General features: G+C 38.0%; 30 protein-coding genes. All 30 read left to right on the top strand.

Translation table 11 applies throughout. The features are described 5' to 3' along the window. Positions 1-9: 9 nt before the first annotated feature. The 30 genes from rplD (at position 10) to NSQ89_RS22155 (ending at position 16701) form a co-directional block, all read left to right on the top strand. Entirely contained in the window at positions 10-633 is a 624-nt protein-coding gene (gene rplD / locus NSQ89_RS22300; RefSeq protein WP_047943716.1) for a 50S ribosomal protein L4, read from the top strand. Next, positions 633-917 (top strand): 50S ribosomal protein L23, encoded by a 285-nt coding sequence (gene rplW / locus NSQ89_RS22295; RefSeq protein ID WP_016204560.1) that lies wholly within the window; start codon positions 633-635, stop codon positions 915-917. Before rplD ends, rplW begins: the two co-directional genes overlap by 1 nt. 30 nt (positions 918-947) lie before the next feature. Then, complete coding sequence (gene rplB, locus NSQ89_RS22290) at positions 948-1778, top strand: 50S ribosomal protein L2 (protein ID WP_016204561.1); 831 nt, start codon at positions 948-950, stop codon at positions 1776-1778. A gap of 60 nt (positions 1779-1838) precedes the next feature. Beyond that, positions 1839-2117: a 30S ribosomal protein S19 gene (gene rpsS / locus NSQ89_RS22285; protein WP_016204562.1), complete on the top strand. Its 279-nt coding sequence runs from the start codon at positions 1839-1841 to the stop codon at positions 2115-2117. Positions 2118-2135: 18 nt separating this feature from the next. Next, positions 2136-2477, top strand: coding sequence for a 50S ribosomal protein L22 (gene rplV / locus NSQ89_RS22280; RefSeq protein WP_047943717.1), 342 nt, complete (start codon positions 2136-2138; stop codon positions 2475-2477). A gap of 3 nt (positions 2478-2480) precedes the next feature. Beyond that, positions 2481-3137: a 30S ribosomal protein S3 gene (gene rpsC / locus NSQ89_RS22275; protein WP_047943718.1), complete on the top strand. Its 657-nt coding sequence runs from the start codon at positions 2481-2483 to the stop codon at positions 3135-3137. 1 nt (position 3138) lies between these two features. After that, complete coding sequence (gene rplP, locus NSQ89_RS22270) at positions 3139-3573, top strand: 50S ribosomal protein L16 (RefSeq protein ID WP_016204565.1); 435 nt, start codon at positions 3139-3141, stop codon at positions 3571-3573. Next, entirely contained in the window at positions 3563-3766 is a 204-nt protein-coding gene (gene rpmC / locus NSQ89_RS22265) for a 50S ribosomal protein L29 (RefSeq protein ID WP_003351417.1), read from the top strand. Before rplP ends, rpmC begins: the two co-directional genes overlap by 11 nt. A 20-nt stretch (positions 3767-3786) precedes the next feature. After that, complete coding sequence (gene rpsQ, locus NSQ89_RS22260) at positions 3787-4050, top strand: 30S ribosomal protein S17 (protein WP_031537905.1); 264 nt, start codon at positions 3787-3789, stop codon at positions 4048-4050. A 38-nt stretch (positions 4051-4088) separates the two neighbouring features. Next, the gene (rplN, locus tag NSQ89_RS22255; protein WP_016204567.1) at positions 4089-4457 is read left to right on the top strand and encodes a 50S ribosomal protein L14; all 369 of its coding nucleotides are present in this window, start codon (positions 4089-4091) and stop codon (positions 4455-4457) included. A gap of 36 nt (positions 4458-4493) precedes the next feature. Then, positions 4494-4805: a 50S ribosomal protein L24 gene (gene rplX, locus NSQ89_RS22250; RefSeq protein ID WP_016204568.1), complete on the top strand. Its 312-nt coding sequence runs from the start codon at positions 4494-4496 to the stop codon at positions 4803-4805. A 27-nt stretch (positions 4806-4832) separates the two neighbouring features. Then, on the top strand, positions 4833-5372 hold the full coding sequence (rplE, locus tag NSQ89_RS22245) for a 50S ribosomal protein L5 (RefSeq protein WP_047943719.1): 540 nt from the start codon (positions 4833-4835) through the stop codon (positions 5370-5372). 25 nt (positions 5373-5397) lie between these two features. Then, complete coding sequence (gene rpsN / locus NSQ89_RS22240; protein ID WP_009499044.1) at positions 5398-5583, top strand: 30S ribosomal protein S14; 186 nt, start codon at positions 5398-5400, stop codon at positions 5581-5583. Positions 5584-5613: 30 nt separating this feature from the next. Then, positions 5614-6012, top strand: a complete 399-nt coding sequence (gene rpsH / locus NSQ89_RS22235; protein WP_016204570.1) for a 30S ribosomal protein S8 — start codon at positions 5614-5616, stop codon at positions 6010-6012. A gap of 31 nt (positions 6013-6043) precedes the next feature. Continuing rightward, positions 6044-6580 (top strand): 50S ribosomal protein L6, encoded by a 537-nt coding sequence (gene rplF, locus NSQ89_RS22230; protein ID WP_047943720.1) that lies wholly within the window; start codon positions 6044-6046, stop codon positions 6578-6580. Between the two features lie 32 nt (positions 6581-6612). After that, complete coding sequence (gene rplR / locus NSQ89_RS22225; RefSeq protein WP_047943721.1) at positions 6613-6975, top strand: 50S ribosomal protein L18; 363 nt, start codon at positions 6613-6615, stop codon at positions 6973-6975. Positions 6976-6999: 24 nt separating this feature from the next. Further along, a complete protein-coding gene (gene rpsE, locus NSQ89_RS22220; protein ID WP_047943722.1) occupies positions 7000-7500 on the top strand; it encodes a 30S ribosomal protein S5 in 501 nt (166 codons plus the stop codon). 13 nt (positions 7501-7513) lie between these two features. Then, positions 7514-7696, top strand: coding sequence for a 50S ribosomal protein L30 (gene rpmD, locus NSQ89_RS22215; protein ID WP_016204574.1), 183 nt, complete (start codon positions 7514-7516; stop codon positions 7694-7696). 32 nt (positions 7697-7728) lie between these two features. Continuing rightward, on the top strand, positions 7729-8169 hold the full coding sequence (gene rplO, locus NSQ89_RS22210) for a 50S ribosomal protein L15 (RefSeq protein ID WP_047943723.1): 441 nt from the start codon (positions 7729-7731) through the stop codon (positions 8167-8169). Beyond that, positions 8169-9464 carry a preprotein translocase subunit SecY gene (gene secY / locus NSQ89_RS22205; RefSeq protein ID WP_047943724.1) on the top strand — a complete coding sequence of 432 codons (1296 nt, stop codon included), beginning with the start codon at positions 8169-8171 and terminating at the stop codon, positions 9462-9464. The genes rplO and secY overlap by 1 nt, the downstream gene beginning before the upstream one ends. Positions 9465-9525: 61 nt before the next feature. Beyond that, the gene (locus NSQ89_RS22200; protein ID WP_061800912.1) at positions 9526-10176 is read left to right on the top strand and encodes an adenylate kinase; all 651 of its coding nucleotides are present in this window, start codon (positions 9526-9528) and stop codon (positions 10174-10176) included. Between the two features lie 834 nt (positions 10177-11010). Continuing rightward, on the top strand, positions 11011-11229 hold the full coding sequence (infA, locus tag NSQ89_RS22195) for a translation initiation factor IF-1 (protein ID WP_016204578.1): 219 nt from the start codon (positions 11011-11013) through the stop codon (positions 11227-11229). A 37-nt stretch (positions 11230-11266) separates the two neighbouring features. Beyond that, positions 11267-11380, top strand: a complete 114-nt coding sequence (rpmJ, locus tag NSQ89_RS22190) for a 50S ribosomal protein L36 (RefSeq protein WP_000868344.1) — start codon at positions 11267-11269, stop codon at positions 11378-11380. A gap of 22 nt (positions 11381-11402) precedes the next feature. Further along, positions 11403-11768: a 30S ribosomal protein S13 gene (rpsM, locus tag NSQ89_RS22185; protein WP_341133318.1), complete on the top strand. Its 366-nt coding sequence runs from the start codon at positions 11403-11405 to the stop codon at positions 11766-11768. Between the two features lie 22 nt (positions 11769-11790). Next, entirely contained in the window at positions 11791-12180 is a 390-nt protein-coding gene (rpsK, locus tag NSQ89_RS22180) for a 30S ribosomal protein S11 (RefSeq protein WP_016204580.1), read from the top strand. Between the two features lie 172 nt (positions 12181-12352). After that, positions 12353-13297, top strand: coding sequence for a DNA-directed RNA polymerase subunit alpha (locus NSQ89_RS22175; RefSeq protein WP_341133437.1), 945 nt, complete (start codon positions 12353-12355; stop codon positions 13295-13297). A gap of 64 nt (positions 13298-13361) precedes the next feature. Next, positions 13362-13724, top strand: coding sequence for a 50S ribosomal protein L17 (gene rplQ, locus NSQ89_RS22170; RefSeq protein WP_016204582.1), 363 nt, complete (start codon positions 13362-13364; stop codon positions 13722-13724). Between the two features lie 495 nt (positions 13725-14219). Beyond that, the gene (locus NSQ89_RS22165) at positions 14220-15059 is read left to right on the top strand and encodes an energy-coupling factor ABC transporter ATP-binding protein (protein WP_095259479.1); all 840 of its coding nucleotides are present in this window, start codon (positions 14220-14222) and stop codon (positions 15057-15059) included. Next, the gene (locus tag NSQ89_RS22160) at positions 15035-15907 is read left to right on the top strand and encodes an energy-coupling factor ABC transporter ATP-binding protein (RefSeq protein ID WP_047943727.1); all 873 of its coding nucleotides are present in this window, start codon (positions 15035-15037) and stop codon (positions 15905-15907) included. The genes NSQ89_RS22165 and NSQ89_RS22160 overlap by 25 nt, the downstream gene beginning before the upstream one ends. Further along, positions 15907-16701, top strand: a complete 795-nt coding sequence (locus tag NSQ89_RS22155) for an energy-coupling factor transporter transmembrane component T family protein (RefSeq protein WP_047943728.1) — start codon at positions 15907-15909, stop codon at positions 16699-16701. The genes NSQ89_RS22160 and NSQ89_RS22155 overlap by 1 nt, the downstream gene beginning before the upstream one ends. Positions 16702-16708: the final 7 nt, after the last annotated feature.

The following is a 16708-nucleotide window of genomic DNA, read 5'->3' as shown; positions in this document are numbered from 1 at the left end:
GAAATAAGAATGCCTAAAGTTGCATTATTCAACCAAGACGGTAAGCAAGCTGGAGATATCGAATTAAATGAATCAGTATTTGGTATCGAGCCTAACAAAAGTGTTTTATTTGAAGCAGTTGTTATGCAAAGAGCTTCTTTACGTCAAGGAACTCATAAAACTAAAATTCGTTCTGAGGTTGCTGGTGGTGGACGTAAGCCATGGCGCCAAAAAGGTACAGGACGTGCACGTCAAGGATCTATCAGATCTCCACAATGGCGTGGTGGTGGTACGGTATTTGGACCGGTACCGCGTAGCTACAGCTATAAATTACCTAAAAAAGTTCGTAGATTAGCAATTAAGTCTGCATTATCTACTAAAGTATTAGAAGAAAATATTTTAGTATTACAAAGCCTTGCTTTTGAGGCACCTAAAACTAAAGATTTCAAAGCCGTATTAGGTAATCTTTCTGTAGAAAAGAAAGCATTAATCGTTACAGCTGACCTTGATGAAAACGTAGCATTATCTGCTCGTAACATCCCGGGGGTAACAGTTGTTACTGCTTCTGGAATTACTGTATTAGATGTTTTAAACCATGATAAATTAATCATGACAAAAGCAGCGGTTGAAAAAGTAGAGGAGGTGCTTGCATAATGGATGCACGCGATACGATTAAGCGCCCCGTTATCACTGAACGTTCTACTGATTTAATGGTTGATAAAAAATACACGTTTGAAGTTGATGTAAGAGCTAATAAAACTCAAGTTAAAGATGCTGTTGAAGAAATCTTTGGCGTTAAAGTTGAAAAAGTTAACATCATGAACTACAAAGGTAAATTCAAGCGTATGGGACGTTTTGGTGGATACACAAACAAACGTCGTAAGGCAATTGTTAAATTAACAGCTGACAGCAAAGAAATCGAATTCTTTGAAGCTTAATAATAATATTTAGAAGAGGAGGGAACACAAATGGCGATTAAAAAATATAAACCTACCTCCAATGGTCGACGTAATATGACATCTTCAGACTTTAGTGAAATCACTACAAGTACTCCTGAAAAGTCATTACTTGCTCCTTTACACAGAAAAGGCGGCCGTAATAACCAAGGTAAGTTAACTGTTCGTCATCAAGGTGGAGGTCATAAGCGTCAATATCGTGTAATCGATTTTAAACGTGACAAAGATGGCATTCCAGGACGCGTTGCTACAATTGAGTACGATCCAAACAGATCTGCTAATATCGCGTTAATCAATTATGTAGACGGTGAAAAACGCTACATTCTTGCACCGAAAAATTTAGAAGTTGGATTAGAAGTTATGTCAGGACCTGAGGCTGATATCAAGCCAGGTAATGCATTACCACTTGCTAACATTCCAGTTGGTACAGTAATCCACAACATCGAGTTAAAACCAGGTAAAGGTGGACAATTAGTTCGCTCTGCTGGAACAAGCGCTCAAGTGCTTGGTAAAGAAGGAAAATACGTACTTGTACGTTTAAATTCTGGTGAAGTTCGTTTAATTCTTGCTACTTGCCGTGCATCAATCGGTCAAGTTGGTAATGAACAACACGAATTAATCAACATTGGTAAAGCAGGTCGTAATCGTTGGTTAGGTAAACGCCCAACTGTACGTGGATCTGTAATGAACCCTAATGACCATCCACACGGTGGTGGTGAAGGACGCGCTCCAATCGGACGTAAATCACCAATGTCTCCATGGGGTAAACCAACACTTGGTTACAAAACGCGTAGCAAGAAAAATAAATCTGATAAATTTATTGTACGTAGCCGTAAAAAATAACGGGGTTGAACTACGGTTCAATGAAAGAACCGTAGAACAATCACGAAGGGAGGTTCCATTATGGGTCGCAGCTTAAAAAAAGGACCTTTTGTTGATGATCATTTACTAACAAAGATCGAAAAATTAAGTGATAGTGATAAGAAGCAAGTTGTGAAAACTTGGTCTCGTCGTTCTACGATCTTCCCACAATTCATCGGTCAAACAATCGCTGTTTATGATGGTCGTAAACATGTTCCAGTTTATGTTACTGAAGACATGGTAGGTCACAAACTTGGAGAATTTGCTCCAACTCGTACTTACAAAGGTCATGCAAGTGACGATAAGAAAACAAGACGTTAATGAGAGGAGGGCATTCTAATGCAAGCAAAAGCTGTTGCAAATACAGTTCGTATTGCTCCTCGTAAAGCTCGTTTAGTCGTAGATTTAATTCGAGGAAAGCAAGTTGGTGAAGCGGTAGCTATTTTGAAGTTAACTCCAAAAGCAGCTTCTCCAATCGTAGAGAAAGTTTTAAAATCTGCTATTGCTAACGCAGAGCATAACTACGAAATGGATATTAATAACCTAGTGGTTGAGCAAGCATACGTTAATGAAGGACCAACTCTAAAGAGATTCCGTCCACGTGCACAAGGTCGTGCAAGTCAAATCAACAAACGTACTAGCCACATCACTATCGTTGTATCAGAAAAGAAGGAGGGGTAATTAGTGGGTCAAAAAGTAAATCCAGTCGGTTTACGTGTTGGGATCATTCGTGACTGGGAATCTAAATGGTTCGCAGGTAAAGATTATGCTGATCTTTTACACGAAGACCTAAAGGTACGTGAGTATATTACAAAACGCCTAAGTGATGCTTCTGTTTCTAAAGTAGAAATCGAGCGTGCTGCTAACCGCTTAAATGTTACTATCCACACTGCTAAACCAGGTATGGTTATTGGTAAAGGTGGTACAGAAGTTGAAGCTTTACGTAAAGCTCTTAACTCACTTACTGGCAAACGTGTACACATCAATATTTTAGAAATTAAAAGAGCAGATATGGATGCAAAACTAGTTGCTGAGAACATTGCTCGTCAATTAGAAAACCGTGTATCTTTCCGCCGTGCTCAAAAACAAGCAATCCAACGTTCAATGCGTGCTGGTGCTAAAGGTATCAAAACAATGGTATCAGGTCGTCTAGGCGGCGCAGATATTGCACGTTCAGAGTCTTATAGCGAAGGAACTGTTCCATTGCACACTCTACGCGCAGATATCGACTATGCAACTGCTGAAGCTGATACAACTTATGGTAAATTAGGTGTAAAAGTTTGGATCTATCGTGGAGAGATCCTTCCAACGAAGAAGAAAACTGAGGAAGGAGGCAAATAATATGTTACTACCTAAACGTGTAAAATATCGTCGTGTTCATCGTGGTAAAATGCGTGGTCAAGCAAAAGGTGGTACAGAAGTTGCATTCGGTGAATACGGTTTACAATCTTTAGAAGCTTCTTGGATTACAAACCGTCAAATCGAGTCTGCTCGTATTGCAATGACACGTTACATGAAACGTGGCGGTAAAGTTTGGATTAAAATTTTCCCTCATAAGCCTTACACTGCTAAGCCTCTTGAAGTCCGAATGGGTTCCGGTAAGGGTGCTCCTGAAGGTTGGGTAGCAGTAGTTAAGCCTGGAAAAATTATGTTCGAAGTAGCTGGTGTATCTGAAGAGATCGCTCGTGAAGCTCTTCGTCTTGCAGCGCACAAACTTCCTGTTAAATGTAAGTTTGTAAAACGTGAAGAAATTGGTGGTGAAACTAATGAAAGCTAATGAAATTCGTGACCTTACCACTGCTGAAATTGAACAAAAAGTTAAATCCTTAAAAGAAGAGCTTTTCAACCTTCGCTTTCAATTAGCGACTGGACAACTTGAAAATACAGCTCGCATTCGTGAAGTACGCAAAGCGATCGCTCGAATGAAAACTGTCATTCGTGAGAGAGAAATCGGCGTCAATAATCGATAAGTTGAGAGGAGGTTCGTAGAATGAGCGAACGCAATCAACGCAAAGTCTATACTGGTCGTGTTGTATCTGATAAAATGGATAAAACCATTACAGTTGTTGTTGAAACATACAAAAAACACCCTTTATATGGCAAACGCGTGAAATACTCTAAGAAGTATAAAGCTCATGATGAGCAAAACACAGCAAAAACTGGCGATATCGTACGCATTATGGAAACTCGCCCGTTATCAGCTACAAAACGTTTCCGTCTTGTAGAAGTAGTAGAAAAAGCAGTTATTATATAATTGTTCGGAATTAAGCATCCCGAAGGGAGGTTACACACATGATTCAACAAGAATCACGTTTGAAAGTTGCTGACAACTCTGGTGCTCGTGAAGTACTTACTATTAAAGTTCTTGGTGGTTCAGGACGTAAAACTGCAAACATCGGTGATATCATCGTCGTTACTGTGAAACAAGCAACACCAGGTGGCGTTGTTAAAAAAGGTGACGTAGTTAAAGCAGTAGTCGTTAGAACTAAAAGTGGTGTTCGTCGTGCAGACGGTACTTACATTCGTTTCGATGAAAACGCATGTGTAATTATCCGTGATGATAAGAGTCCACGTGGAACACGTATCTTTGGACCAGTTGCACGCGAACTTCGCGATAACAACTTTATGAAGATTGTATCATTAGCTCCAGAAGTACTATAATATAAATTTTAATTGCCTTTAAGGAGGTGCGAAAAGATGCATGTTAAAAAAGGTGACAAAGTAATGGTCATCTCTGGTAAGGATAAAGGCAAAACTGGTGTTGTTCTTGCTGCATTCCCTAAAAAAGATCGCGTGATCGTTGAAGGAATCAACATTGTTAAGAAGCACTCTAAGCCATCCCAATTGAATCCACAAGGTGGAATCAATGACCAGGAAGCTGCTATTCATGTATCCAACGTTATGCCTATCGACCCTAAAACTGGTGAACCTACTCGTGTAGGATCAAAAACGGTTGATGGTAAAAAAGTACGCGTAGCGAAAAAATCCGGTGAAATTCTAGATAAATAGTTCAAATGAAGAAGGGAGGTACAATGAATGAACCGCCTAAAAGAAAAATTTGTTAAAGAAACTACTCCTGCTCTTATGAGCAAGTTCAATTATAAATCAGTTATGGAAGTTCCAAAACTGGAAAAAATCGTTGTTAACATGGGTGTCGGTGATGCTGTAGCAAATGCTAAAGCATTAGATGTTGCTGTTGAAGAATTAGCACAAATTACAGGTCAAAAGCCAGTAATCACTCGTGCTAAGAAGTCAATTGCAGGTTTCCGTCTGCGTGAAGGAATGCCTATCGGAGCAAAAGTTACTCTTCGTGGAGAACGCATGTATCAATTCCTTGATAAACTTGTATCTGTTTCTCTTCCACGTGTACGTGACTTCCGTGGTGTATCTAAAAAATCATTTGACGGACGCGGTAACTACACTTTAGGTGTTAAAGAACAATTGATTTTCCCTGAAATTGATTACGATAAAGTAAACAAAGTTAGAGGAATGGACATTGTTATCGTTACAACTGCAAAAACAGATGAAGAAGCTCGTGAACTGTTAACTCAATTTGGAATGCCGTTCCAAAAGTAATCTCTAATTAGAGGGAGGCGAAGATGTGGCTAAGAAGTCAATGATTGCGAAACAAAAACGCACGCCTAAATATAAAGTACAAGAATACACACGTTGCGAACGTTGTGGTCGTCCACATTCTGTGTACCGTAAATTTAAGCTTTGCCGTATTTGTTTCCGCGAATTAGCGTATAAGGGACAAATTCCTGGTGTGAAAAAAGCTAGCTGGTAAAACCCGATATTGGGAAGGAGGTAAATACAAATGGTTATGACAGATCCAATTGCAGATTTGCTTACAAGAATCCGTAATGCGAATATGGTTCGTCACGAAAAATTAGAAGTTCCTGCTTCTAACATCAAAAAAGAGATCGCTGAAATCCTAAAGCGTGAAGGTTTTGTACGTGATGTAGAATATATCGAAGACAACAAACAAGGTATTATCCGCATTTTCTTAAAATACGGTTCAAGCAACGAGCGTGTAATTACTGGACTTAAAAGAATTAGTAAACCTGGTCTTCGTGTTTATGCGAAAGCAACAGAAGTACCTCGTGTATTAAACGGTCTTGGAATTGCATTAGTTTCTACTTCTCAAGGAGTACTTACTGATAAAGAAGCTCGTGCGAAACAAGTTGGCGGAGAAGTATTAGCATACGTTTGGTAATAATAGGTTTAATGAATGGAGGTGCAACTAAATGTCTCGTGTAGGTAAAAAACCAATCGAAGTACCAGCAGGCGTTACAGTTACTATTGATAAAAGTACTGTAACGGTGAAAGGTCCTAAAGGTGAATTAACTCGTACTTTTAATTCTGATATTGCGATCAGCTTAGAAGAAAACGTGATTAATGTAACTCGTCCTTCTGATGTGAAGGAACATCGTGCATTACATGGAACAACTCGTGCATTGTTATCTAACATGGTGGAGGGTGTTTCAAAAGGCTTTGAAAGAGGTCTTGAATTAATCGGTGTCGGTTACCGTGCTCAAAAACAAGGAAACAAACTTGTATTGAACGTAGGTTACTCTCATCCAGTAGAAATCGAACCAGAAGCTGGTATTGAAATCGAAGTACCATCTGCTACGAAAGTAGTTGTAAAAGGAACTAGTAAAGAGCGTGTTGGAGCACTTGCTGCTAACATTCGTGACGTTCGTCCACCAGAACCTTATAAAGGGAAAGGTATCCGTTATGAAGGCGAATATGTACGTAGAAAAGAAGGTAAAACTGGTAAGTAATGCCGCATAGGTAAACGAAAGGAGTGACCTAAATGATTACGAAGGCTGATAAAAATCAAGTTCGTAAGAAAAGACACGCACGTGTGCGTTCTAAACTTAGCGGAACTGAAGCTCGTCCTCGTTTAAATGTGTTCCGTTCAAACAAACACATTTACGCTCAATTAATTGATGATGTTAACGGTGTAACAATCGCAAGTGCATCTTCATTAGATAAAGAGCTTAACCTTGAATCTACTGGTAATTTAGAAGCTGCAGTTAAGATCGGTGAATTAGTAGCTAAACGTGCTGTAGAAAAAGGAATTAAATCAGTAGTATTTGACCGCGGAGGATATTTATATCATGGTCGCGTAAAAGCTTTAGCTGATGCTGCTCGTGAGAACGGCCTAGAATTTTAATAGACAAAGGAGGGACATAAAAAGATGCGTCGTATTGATCCAAACAAACTTGAACTTGAAGAACGCGTAGTTACAGTTAACCGTGTAGCGAAAGTTGTTAAAGGTGGACGTCGTTTTCGTTTCTCTGCTCTAGTAGTAGTTGGGGACAAAAATGGTAACGTTGGTTTTGGTACTGGTAAAGCTCAAGAAGTACCTGATGCAATTCGCAAAGCGGTTGAAGATGCGAAGAAAAATCTTATTGAAGTACCAATGGTTGGTACAACAATTCCACACGAAATTATCGGACATTTCGGAGCTGGTGAAATCCTATTGAAGCCTGCTTCTGCAGGTACAGGGGTTATCGCTGGTGGTCCAGTACGTGCTGTGCTTGAATTAGCTGGTGTAGCTGATATCTTATCTAAGTCATTAGGTACTAACACACCAATTAACATGGTTCGTGCCACTTTAGACGGTTTAAAACAATTAAAACGTGCTGAAGACGTAGCGAAGTTACGTGGAAAATCAGTAGAAGAACTGTTAGGATAAGGAGGGAAATTAAATGGCAAACAATCTGGAAATTACCCTCACTAGAAGCGTAATTGGTCGTCCGCAAGACCAACGCGAAACAGTTAAAGCTTTAGGATTACGTAAGGTAAATCAAACAGTTGTTCAACAAGATAATGCTGCAATTCGCGGTATGATCAATAAAGTATCACATCTTGTAACTGTAAAAGAAAATTAAAAATCATTCTTCTTCAATAAGGAGGTGCCAAAATGAAACTTCATGAATTAAAACCTGCAGAAGGTTCTCGTCAAGAACGTAAACGCAAAGGGCGCGGTATCGGTTCAGGTAATGGTAAAACTGCTGGTAAAGGTCATAAAGGTCAAAACGCACGTTCAGGTGGGGGTGTAAGACCTGGATTCGAAGGTGGTCAAACGCCTTTATTCCGTCGTTTACCTAAACGTGGTTTTACTAATATCAACCGTAAAGAATACGCTATTGTTAATTTAGATACTCTAAATCGTTTTGAAGAGGGAACTGAAGTAACTCCAGAACTTCTTATCGAAACAGGAGTTGTTAGCAACGAAAAAGCAGGAATTAAGATTCTTGCAAAAGGCAACGTAGAGAAAAAGCTTACTGTTAAAGCTCATAAATTCTCCTCTGCTGCAAAGGAAGCTATTGAAGCTGCCGGCGGTCAAACAGAGGTGATCTGATGTTTCAGACAATCTCCAATTTTATGCGCGTGGGTGAAATAAGACGAAAAATCATATTCACCCTATTAATGTTGATTATATTTCGTCTTGGTACATTTATTCCTGTACCGTATGTGAATGCAGACTTTTTAAAAGCACAAGATGCTTTTAGCGCCTTCGGAATTTTAAATACTTTCGGTGGTGGAGCACTAAAGAATTTTTCTATTCTTGCAATGGGAATCATGCCGTATATTACAGCGTCTATTATTGTAAGCTTATTACAAATGGATGTTGTACCAAAATTTACGGAATGGTCAAAACAGGGTGAGGCTGGACGAAGAAAATTAACGCAGTTTACGCGTTACTTTACAATCGTTCTAGCACTTATCCAAGGTTTTGGTATGTCATACGGTTTTAATAATCTTGCTGGTGGTGCATTGATTACAAAACCTGGATTTTCATCGTATTTGGTAATTTCTCTTGTGTTAACAGCTGGTACAGCCTTTTTAATGTGGTTAGGAGAACTAATTACTTCTAAAGGGGTTGGGAATGGTATTTCTATTATCATTTTTGCTGGTATCGCAGCCGGAATTCCTTCTATTGCTAATCAAATCTATGCTCAGCAGTTTGACAACCCGGGTGATCAATTATTCCTTAATATTGTTACGTTAGCTTTAATCGTTCTAGCTGTCATTGCAATAGTAGTAGGAGTAATTTTCATTCAGCAAGCTCTTAGAAAGATACCAATTCAATATGCTAAAAGAATGGTAAACGGAAATAGCAGCACAGGTGGACAATCAACACATTTACCGTTGAAAGTAAACTCTGCTGGTGTTATTCCAGTTATCTTTGCAGTTTCCTTCTTGGTTACACCGAGAACTATTGCATCATTCTTACCGCAAAACGACGTTACTTCCTGGATACAAAGAGTATTTGACTATACTCATCCAATAGGAATGATTATATATACGGTATTAATCCTTGCTTTTACTTATTTCTATGCTTTCATTCAGGTGAATCCAGAACAAGTTTCTGAAAACCTGAAAAAACAAGGTGGATATATTCCAGGTATTCGACCTGGTAAAAGTACGCAAGATTATTTATCACGTGTTCTATCTCGTTTAACACTAGTTGGAGCTCTATTCTTAGCCATTATTGCAATACTTCCTGTATTTTTCATTAATATTGCAGGGCTTCCACAATCGGCTCAGATTGGCGGAACAAGTATTATAATCGTGGTTGGGGTGGCATTGGAAACAATGAAGCAATTAGAATCTCAATTAGTAAAACGACACTATAAAGGTTTTATTAAATAGTATAATTTAGGGGACGCTTGTCCCTTGAATTTTATGTAAGAGAACTTGAGGGGGAATACGCATGAATTTAGTCTTAATGGGGCTCCCTGGCGCAGGTAAAGGTACACAAGCTGAGAAGATTGTCGCGAAGTACGACATCCCTCATATTTCAACTGGCGACATGTTCCGTGCGGCTATGAAAGACGAAACAGAACTTGGACTAAAGGCAAAATCTTTTATGGATAAAGGTGAATTAGTACCAGATGAAGTGACAATTGGTATTGTTCGCGAAAGACTTAGCAAGGATGACTGTGAAAAAGGTTTTCTTTTAGATGGTTTTCCTCGTACAGTTCCTCAAGCAGAAGCTTTAGAAAATATTTTGTCTGATTTGAATAAGAAACTAGACTTTTGTATCAATGTTCAAGTGGATCAAGAGATATTAATGGAGCGTTTAACAGGCAGACGTATTTGTAAAAGCTGTGGTGCGACCTATCATCTAGTGTTTAATCCGCCAACCAAGCCAGATACATGTGATCGTTGTGGAGGCGAATTATACCAACGCGCTGATGATAATGAAGCAACAGTGAAAAATCGTTTAGAAGTTAATATCAAGCAGTCTCAACCATTACTTGATTTCTATGAGTCAAAAGGTTATCTTCGTAATATCAATGGACAACAAGATATTAATAAAGTATTCGTAGATCTTGACGAATTATTAAGTACTTTAAAATAAGAGTAACTTTTGCTTTGACTAATCTGTTCTCTAGCATGGAATAAATCAGAGATAATAAATAGAAGAATTGGGATGAAATGGATGAGGAGTTTATTCCTAAACATGATGCATTTCCTTTTTTCAAAAGGTATAATAATTTTCATGGTTATATCTGTAACAAAAAAAGCATAACCGTGTTATTTTGACATGTTTATCTTCGTTAAAAGATTAATCAATTTAGATAATTGGTGCAGAGTATTTTGGATTTCATGGTAACTCCGCTTGAATTGCTTTTTTATCTAGTAGTGAAGAAGGTAATGTAACTATTATTCTTTCTATTATGACGATTGGTATTAGAAACAGGTGTGCAGTTGTCGAACAGTCTACGAAATCCTTGAAATACGAAATCTATGTGGCTTTTCAAGTGAAACCAAGTATGAGTGGGAAGTTTTAAGGCTAGACTCATGAAGAATGATAATTTTTCTTAAAAAAGGTCATATAAATGCTTGTATACTTCGATACGATAAGACACAAGGCTGTTGATAGAATATTCGTAATGAGAGGAAAGATCATTTCTTTCTTAAAATGAATGATCTAGCAATGCTAAGTTTAGTTGGTAGCATTAAACCTTTTTCTATTTCTTTGCCTATTATTATATTTTTTTATAATTAATAGCGGACGAAGTACCTTCTCTTATGGTATAATCAATTAGTTGCAGTTAAATGCAGTTATATTATATTATAGGAGCAGTTCAGAGTAGTTTAATGTACACCGATCGTGTGACAAGAAGAGCTACACTTTGCTATATTAGTTAAGATGGATCTCGTATTTTTTTATGGAAAGGAGAGATTTTCGATGGCTAAAGACGATGTAATCGAAATTGAAGGCACAATCACTGAAACTTTGCCGAACGCCATGTTTAAGGTAGAATTAGAAAATGGTCATACTGTATTGGCTCACGTTTCTGGTAAAATTCGCATGCATTTCATCCGTATTTTACCTGGTGATAAAGTAACGGTTGAGTTATCTCCATATGACTTAACTCGCGGAAGAATTACTTACCGCTTTAAATAATCTGATTGCACTCCGTACTATCAAGGAGGTTAGGATAATGAAAGTTAGACCATCTGTTAAACCAATCTGCGAAAAATGTAAAGTTATCCGCAGACGTGGTAAAGTTATGGTTATCTGTGAAAACCCTAAACACAAACAAAAACAAGGTTAATAACAAGGAGGTGCGCATATAGATGGCACGTATTGCTGGTGTGGATATTCCACGTGAAAAACGTGTAGTAATATCTTTAACTTACATTTACGGTATTGGAAAAAATACTGCACAAAAAGTATTAGCAGAAGTTGGTGTTTCTGAAGATACACGCGTTCGTGATTTAACGGAAGATGAATTAAACAAGATCCGTGATATCATTGACGGTTTAAAAGTAGAAGGGGATCTTCGTCGTGAGATTTCTTTAAATATTAAGCGTCTAATGGAAATTGGTTGCTACCGTGGCCTTCGTCACCGTCGTGGTTTACCAGTTCGTGGACAAAACACGAAAAACAACGCTCGTACTCGCAAAGGTCCTCGTAAGACTGTAGCTAATAAGAAAAAATAATCGGTAAAGGAGGTACATTATAATGGCACGTAAAACTAATACACGTAAACGTCGTGTTAAAAAGAATATTGAGTCTGGTGTTGCTCATATTCGTTCTACTTTCAACAATACTATCGTAACTATTACAGACGTTCATGGAAATGCTCTTTCATGGTCAAGCGCTGGTGCACTTGGATTCAGAGGTTCTCGTAAATCTACTCCATTCGCTGCACAAATGGCTGCTGAAACTGCTGCAAAAGCATCTATGGAACACGGTATGAAAACTTTAGAAGTAACAGTTAAAGGACCAGGTGCAGGTCGTGAAGCTGCTATTCGTGCTCTTCAAGCTGCAGGACTAGAAGTTACAGCGATCAGAGACGTAACTCCAGTTCCTCATAATGGTTGCCGACCACCTAAACGTCGCCGAGTTTAATTTTTCTGTATAAATTTTCTATCCTTGTCTATAATGGGATATGACTAAAACTTTTAGAACCCGTACAGATTTATTAACTAACCCAGTTGTTGTGCACAAGCGGGAACGTAAACATGGGGAATTTCGGTAAAAATTGCCGAGGTTTCGACGTTTTGAAGGAGGGTATATCTTGATGATCGAAATAGAAAAACCAAAAATCGAAACGGTTGAGATCAACGATGATGCCAAATATGGTAAGTTCGTCGTAGAGCCACTTGAGTGTGGATATGGTACTACTTTGGGTAACTCCTTACGTCGTATTCTACTATCCTCACTGCCAGGTGCCGCTGTCACATCCATTCAAATTGATGGGGTACTTCATGAGTTCTCAACTATTGAAGGCGTCGTAGAAGATGTTACAGCTATCATATTAAATATCAAAAAGCTAGCATTGAAAATATACTCTGATGATGAAAAAACTTTAGAGATTGATATGCAAGGTGCAGGGGTAGTAACAGCAGCAGACATTACACATGATAGTGATGTAGAGATCTTAAATCCAGATCTTCATATCGCAACATTAGGTAGTAACGGAAATTTCCGCATGCGTTTAACTGCAAAGCGTGGCCGTGGATACACACCAGCAGAGCAAAATAAACGTGAAGATCAACCTATTGGTGTAATTCCTATTGACTCTATCTTTACGCCAGTATCTCGTGTTTCTTATCAAGTAGAGAATACTCGTGTTGGTCAATTGACTAATTATGATAAGTTAACTTTTGACGTGTGGACTGACGGTAGTACAGGTCCTCAAGATGCTATCGCACTTGGTGCAAAGATTTTAACTGAGCATTTGAATATCTTTGTTGGATTAACTGACGAAGCACAGAATGCTGAGATTATGGTAGAAAAAGAAGAAGATCAAAAAGAAAAAGTTCTTGAGATGACAATCGAAGAATTAGATCTTTCTGTTCGTTCTTATAACTGCTTAAAACGTGCTGGTATTAATACCGTACAAGAATTAGCGAATAAGACGGAAGAAGATATGATGAAAGTTCGAAACTTAGGTAGAAAATCTCTTGAAGAAGTAAAACATAAATTAGAAGAGCTTGGATTAGGATTAAGAAAAGACGACTGAGAAGTCTCTTGATTATGAACGATATCTATAAAGCTTGTATTTTAACAAAAGGAGGGAATCTCACATGGGTTACAGAAAGTTAGGACGCACAAGCGCACAACGTAAAGCTATGTTACGTGACTTAACTACAGACTTAATCATCAATGAGCGCATTGAAACAACTGAAGCTCGTGCAAAAGAACTTCGTTCTGTTGTAGAAAAAATGATTACACTTGGTAAACGTGGAGATCTACATGCACGTCGTCAAGCAGCTGCTTATGTACGTCATGAAGTTGCTAATGCTGAAACAAACCAAGATGCTGTACAAAAGTTGTTCAGTGATGTTGCTGCTCGTTATACTGATCGTCAAGGTGGTTACACTCGTATCATGAAAATGGGACCTCGTCGTGGAGACGGAGCACCAATGGTAATTATCGAGTTAGTGTAATAGGATTTTCAAAGAAACTTAGGGTGCGGGACAGTTTATATTGTTATGAAACTTGTTCAAGTGCCCTTTTTCTTTAATAATCCTCACTTTTAGATCAAGCCAATATAGAGTGTTATGATGAGCATTTATCTTTTTTAATGACTCGTCTAGCTCGTGCACCTCTTCTTTGGATTTAAATCGTTAGAAAGAGGTGCGGGCTTTTTTCATGTTTTATTAGAACTGCAGGGTGCTAAGAAGTGGAATACCATAAGATATATTTAACAAGCATAGAAAAAGGATATCAAAGATTATACAAATAATCTTATGTTAAACCAATTCAAAGCTCGCCCAATTGGCGAGTTTATTTTTTTATCTTGCTTTAACAATGAGTTAGAATAAAAAATTGAAATATTTTCAGTGGGTTATTACATGCAGGTTGATAATCATTAATAGGAATGTAGTAATTTTACTTTATTTATAATCAACAATATCTGGCAGGTAAATGGTGGGAATGTAATGGACCAAAAGATTTTAGTAAAGGTAGAAGATGTATCTTTTAAATATGAGGAGCAGACAGAATTTGCCCTTAATCATGTTTCTTTTCATATAAACGCTGGTGAGTGGGTTGCGATAGTTGGACATAATGGTTCAGGTAAATCTACGTTAGCGAAGTTATTAAATGGATTACAATACTCTCATGAAGGTTCTATAGTCATCGATGGTATTCCGATAACGGAGGAGTCTGTCTGGGACATAAGGAAAAAGGTAGGAATGGTATTCCAGAATCCTGATAACCAGTTTGTTGGTACAACGGTGAAGGATGATGTGGCTTTTGGTTTAGAAAATAACGCTGTTCCAAGAAGTGAGATGGTAACAAGAGTAGAGCGTTCTTTGGAAAAAGTAAAGATGTTATCTTTTCTTGATCAAGAGCCGCACCATCTGTCTGGAGGACAAAAACAGAGAGTTGCTATTGCAGGAATAATTGCATTGAAACCTGAAATTATCATATTAGATGAGGCTACCTCTATGCTTGATCCTCAGGGAAGAGAAGAAGTCTTTGATATTATGAGAGAGCTGCAAAAAGAAAATATGACCATTATCTCGATTACTCATGACCTAGATGAAGCTGCTAAGGCAGACCGGATTATCGTAATGAATAAGGGTAGGGTATATAAGGAAGGTAGTCCTAAGGAAATATTTAAACTGCAGAAGGAACTTGTTGAAATAGGTTTAGATATACCTTTTACTATTAAGGTTAGAGAAAGCTTAATAAACAAAGGTATTTCATTAGAGGAAATATATTTAACAGAAGAAGAGTTGGTGACAGGCATATGGACATCTCACTTCAAAAAGTAGAGTATCGTTACCAGGAAAATTCTCCGTTTGAGCGCTTGGCGATAGAGGATGTAAGTTTTAATATTCCTTCTGGAAGCTATGTTGCCGTTATAGGTCATACTGGTTCAGGTAAATCTACCATTTTACAGCATCTTAATGCTCTTTTAACCCCGTCTAAAGGGAAAGTGGTAATAGGTGACCGTATACTTGAGGGTGGACAGAAACATAAGAACTTACGGAGTATCCGGCAAAGAGTGGGCATTGTTTTTCAGTTTCCAGAACAACAGTTGTTTGAAGAAACAGTAGAAAAGGATATCTGTTTTGGTCCTCTCAATTTTGGTATTCCTGAATCAGAAGCAAAGATCAGAGCTGTGAAGGCATTAAGTGAGGTAGGATTGTCGGAAGATTTTCTTATGAAATCTCCGTTTGATTTATCAGGCGGTCAGATGAGAAGAATAGCTATTGCTGGTGTGCTGGCTATGGAACCAGATGTACTTGTATTAGACGAGCCGACAGCTGGCTTAGATCCAAGAGGCAGACGAGAAATTATGGATATGTTTTATAAGCTTCATAAAGAGCGAAATTTAACGACTGTTCTAGTTACACATAGTATGGAGGATGCTGCTCATTATGCAGATCAAATAGTCATTATGAATAAAGGGAAAGTTCATCGTCAAGGGACTCCAATAGAAATTTTTAAAGAAGCAGAGGATTTAGCTGCTATTGGATTGAATGTTCCTGAAGTTGTACGATTCCAAAAGAAAGTAGAAGCAAAATTCGGAATGAAGATGGAACGGGTTCACTTAAACATGGAAGATTTTACGGATGAGTTAGCAGTGTATCTTCAGAAGAAAGTAGGGAGCAGTTAATGGGAAAAATGATTATAGGGCGTTTTATTCCCGTTGATTCTACATTACACAGAATGGATCCTCGTTCCAAGTTACTACTTGTTTTCCTATTTATTTGTATTGTATTTTTGGCTAATAATATTTGGAGCTATTTGCTATTGATTGTATATGTAGGTACTTTAGTCGCCATCTCCAATGTACCGATTAAGTACATTTATTTAGGACTGAGGCCAATTTTTTGGTTAATTATTTTTACGTTTATTTTGCATATTTTTTTCACGAAGAATGGAGAGCTATTGTTTGAATGGGGATGGATTACGATTTATAAAGAAGGTATTAGAATGGGGATTCTCATTTCTATTCGCTTCTTCTTGCTCATTATCATGACATCCTTGCTTACGCTGACAACTACGCCAATTGAGTTAACGGATGCAATTGAAACATTATTAGGTCCACTAAAAAAGGTGAAATTTCCTGTTTATGAGCTGGCGCTTATGATGTCTATCTCCTTGCGATTTATTCCGACTTTAATGGATGAGACAGAAAAGATTATGAAGGCTCAGATGGCAAGAGGGGTAGAATTCTCTAGTGGCTCCATTAAAAGCCGTGTACAAGCAATTATTCCTTTATTGATCCCTTTATTTGTTAATTCCTTTAAAAGAGCAGAGGAGCTTGCTATTGCGATGGAGGCACGTGGCTATCAAGGTGGAGAAGGAAGAACGAAATACCGCCAATTAATCTGGAATCCTATTGATACCATAATGATTATTATTCTGTTACTAATAACAGCTATGCTGTTTGTGTTAAGAACATAATGGAGAA

This window comes from Niallia sp. FSL R7-0648 (assembly GCF_038007005.1).
GTDB classification, from domain to species: domain Bacteria; phylum Bacillota; class Bacilli; order Bacillales; family Cytobacillaceae; genus Niallia; species Niallia circulans.
This window is presented reverse-complemented; position numbering and strand designations above follow the sequence as displayed.

What these genes read in the sequence shown, in the direction of transcription:
- rplD (WP_047943716.1), top strand. Translation starts at nt 10, where the DNA reads ATGCCTAAAGTTGCATTATTCAACCAAGACGGTAAGCAAGCTGGAGAT.
- rplW (WP_016204560.1), top strand. Translation starts at nt 633, where the DNA reads ATGGATGCACGCGATACGATTAAGCGCCCCGTTATCACTGAACGTTCT.
- rplB (WP_016204561.1), top strand. Translation starts at nt 948, where the DNA reads ATGGCGATTAAAAAATATAAACCTACCTCCAATGGTCGACGTAATATG.
- rpsS (WP_016204562.1), top strand. Translation starts at nt 1,839, where the DNA reads ATGGGTCGCAGCTTAAAAAAAGGACCTTTTGTTGATGATCATTTACTA.
- rplV (WP_047943717.1), top strand. Translation starts at nt 2,136, where the DNA reads ATGCAAGCAAAAGCTGTTGCAAATACAGTTCGTATTGCTCCTCGTAAA.
- rplP (WP_016204565.1), top strand. Translation starts at nt 3,139, where the DNA reads ATGTTACTACCTAAACGTGTAAAATATCGTCGTGTTCATCGTGGTAAA.
- rpmC (WP_003351417.1), top strand. Translation starts at nt 3,563, where the DNA reads ATGAAAGCTAATGAAATTCGTGACCTTACCACTGCTGAAATTGAACAA.
- rpsQ (WP_031537905.1), top strand. Translation starts at nt 3,787, where the DNA reads ATGAGCGAACGCAATCAACGCAAAGTCTATACTGGTCGTGTTGTATCT.
- rplN (WP_016204567.1), top strand. Translation starts at nt 4,089, where the DNA reads ATGATTCAACAAGAATCACGTTTGAAAGTTGCTGACAACTCTGGTGCT.
- rplX (WP_016204568.1), top strand. Translation starts at nt 4,494, where the DNA reads ATGCATGTTAAAAAAGGTGACAAAGTAATGGTCATCTCTGGTAAGGAT.
- rplE (WP_047943719.1), top strand. Translation starts at nt 4,833, where the DNA reads ATGAACCGCCTAAAAGAAAAATTTGTTAAAGAAACTACTCCTGCTCTT.
- rpsH (WP_016204570.1), top strand. Translation starts at nt 5,614, where the DNA reads ATGGTTATGACAGATCCAATTGCAGATTTGCTTACAAGAATCCGTAAT.
- rplF (WP_047943720.1), top strand. Translation starts at nt 6,044, where the DNA reads ATGTCTCGTGTAGGTAAAAAACCAATCGAAGTACCAGCAGGCGTTACA.
- rplR (WP_047943721.1), top strand. Translation starts at nt 6,613, where the DNA reads ATGATTACGAAGGCTGATAAAAATCAAGTTCGTAAGAAAAGACACGCA.
- rpsE (WP_047943722.1), top strand. Translation starts at nt 7,000, where the DNA reads ATGCGTCGTATTGATCCAAACAAACTTGAACTTGAAGAACGCGTAGTT.
- rpmD (WP_016204574.1), top strand. Translation starts at nt 7,514, where the DNA reads ATGGCAAACAATCTGGAAATTACCCTCACTAGAAGCGTAATTGGTCGT.
- rplO (WP_047943723.1), top strand. Translation starts at nt 7,729, where the DNA reads ATGAAACTTCATGAATTAAAACCTGCAGAAGGTTCTCGTCAAGAACGT.
- secY (WP_047943724.1), top strand. Translation starts at nt 8,169, where the DNA reads ATGTTTCAGACAATCTCCAATTTTATGCGCGTGGGTGAAATAAGACGA.
- NSQ89_RS22200 (WP_061800912.1), top strand. Translation starts at nt 9,526, where the DNA reads ATGAATTTAGTCTTAATGGGGCTCCCTGGCGCAGGTAAAGGTACACAA.
- infA (WP_016204578.1), top strand. Translation starts at nt 11,011, where the DNA reads ATGGCTAAAGACGATGTAATCGAAATTGAAGGCACAATCACTGAAACT.
- rpmJ (WP_000868344.1), top strand. Translation starts at nt 11,267, where the DNA reads ATGAAAGTTAGACCATCTGTTAAACCAATCTGCGAAAAATGTAAAGTT.
- rpsM (WP_341133318.1), top strand. Translation starts at nt 11,403, where the DNA reads ATGGCACGTATTGCTGGTGTGGATATTCCACGTGAAAAACGTGTAGTA.
- rpsK (WP_016204580.1), top strand. Translation starts at nt 11,791, where the DNA reads ATGGCACGTAAAACTAATACACGTAAACGTCGTGTTAAAAAGAATATT.
- NSQ89_RS22175 (WP_341133437.1), top strand. Translation starts at nt 12,353, where the DNA reads ATGATCGAAATAGAAAAACCAAAAATCGAAACGGTTGAGATCAACGAT.
- rplQ (WP_016204582.1), top strand. Translation starts at nt 13,362, where the DNA reads ATGGGTTACAGAAAGTTAGGACGCACAAGCGCACAACGTAAAGCTATG.
- NSQ89_RS22165 (WP_095259479.1), top strand. Translation starts at nt 14,220, where the DNA reads ATGGACCAAAAGATTTTAGTAAAGGTAGAAGATGTATCTTTTAAATAT.
- NSQ89_RS22160 (WP_047943727.1), top strand. Translation starts at nt 15,035, where the DNA reads ATGGACATCTCACTTCAAAAAGTAGAGTATCGTTACCAGGAAAATTCT.
- NSQ89_RS22155 (WP_047943728.1), top strand. Translation starts at nt 15,907, where the DNA reads ATGGGAAAAATGATTATAGGGCGTTTTATTCCCGTTGATTCTACATTA.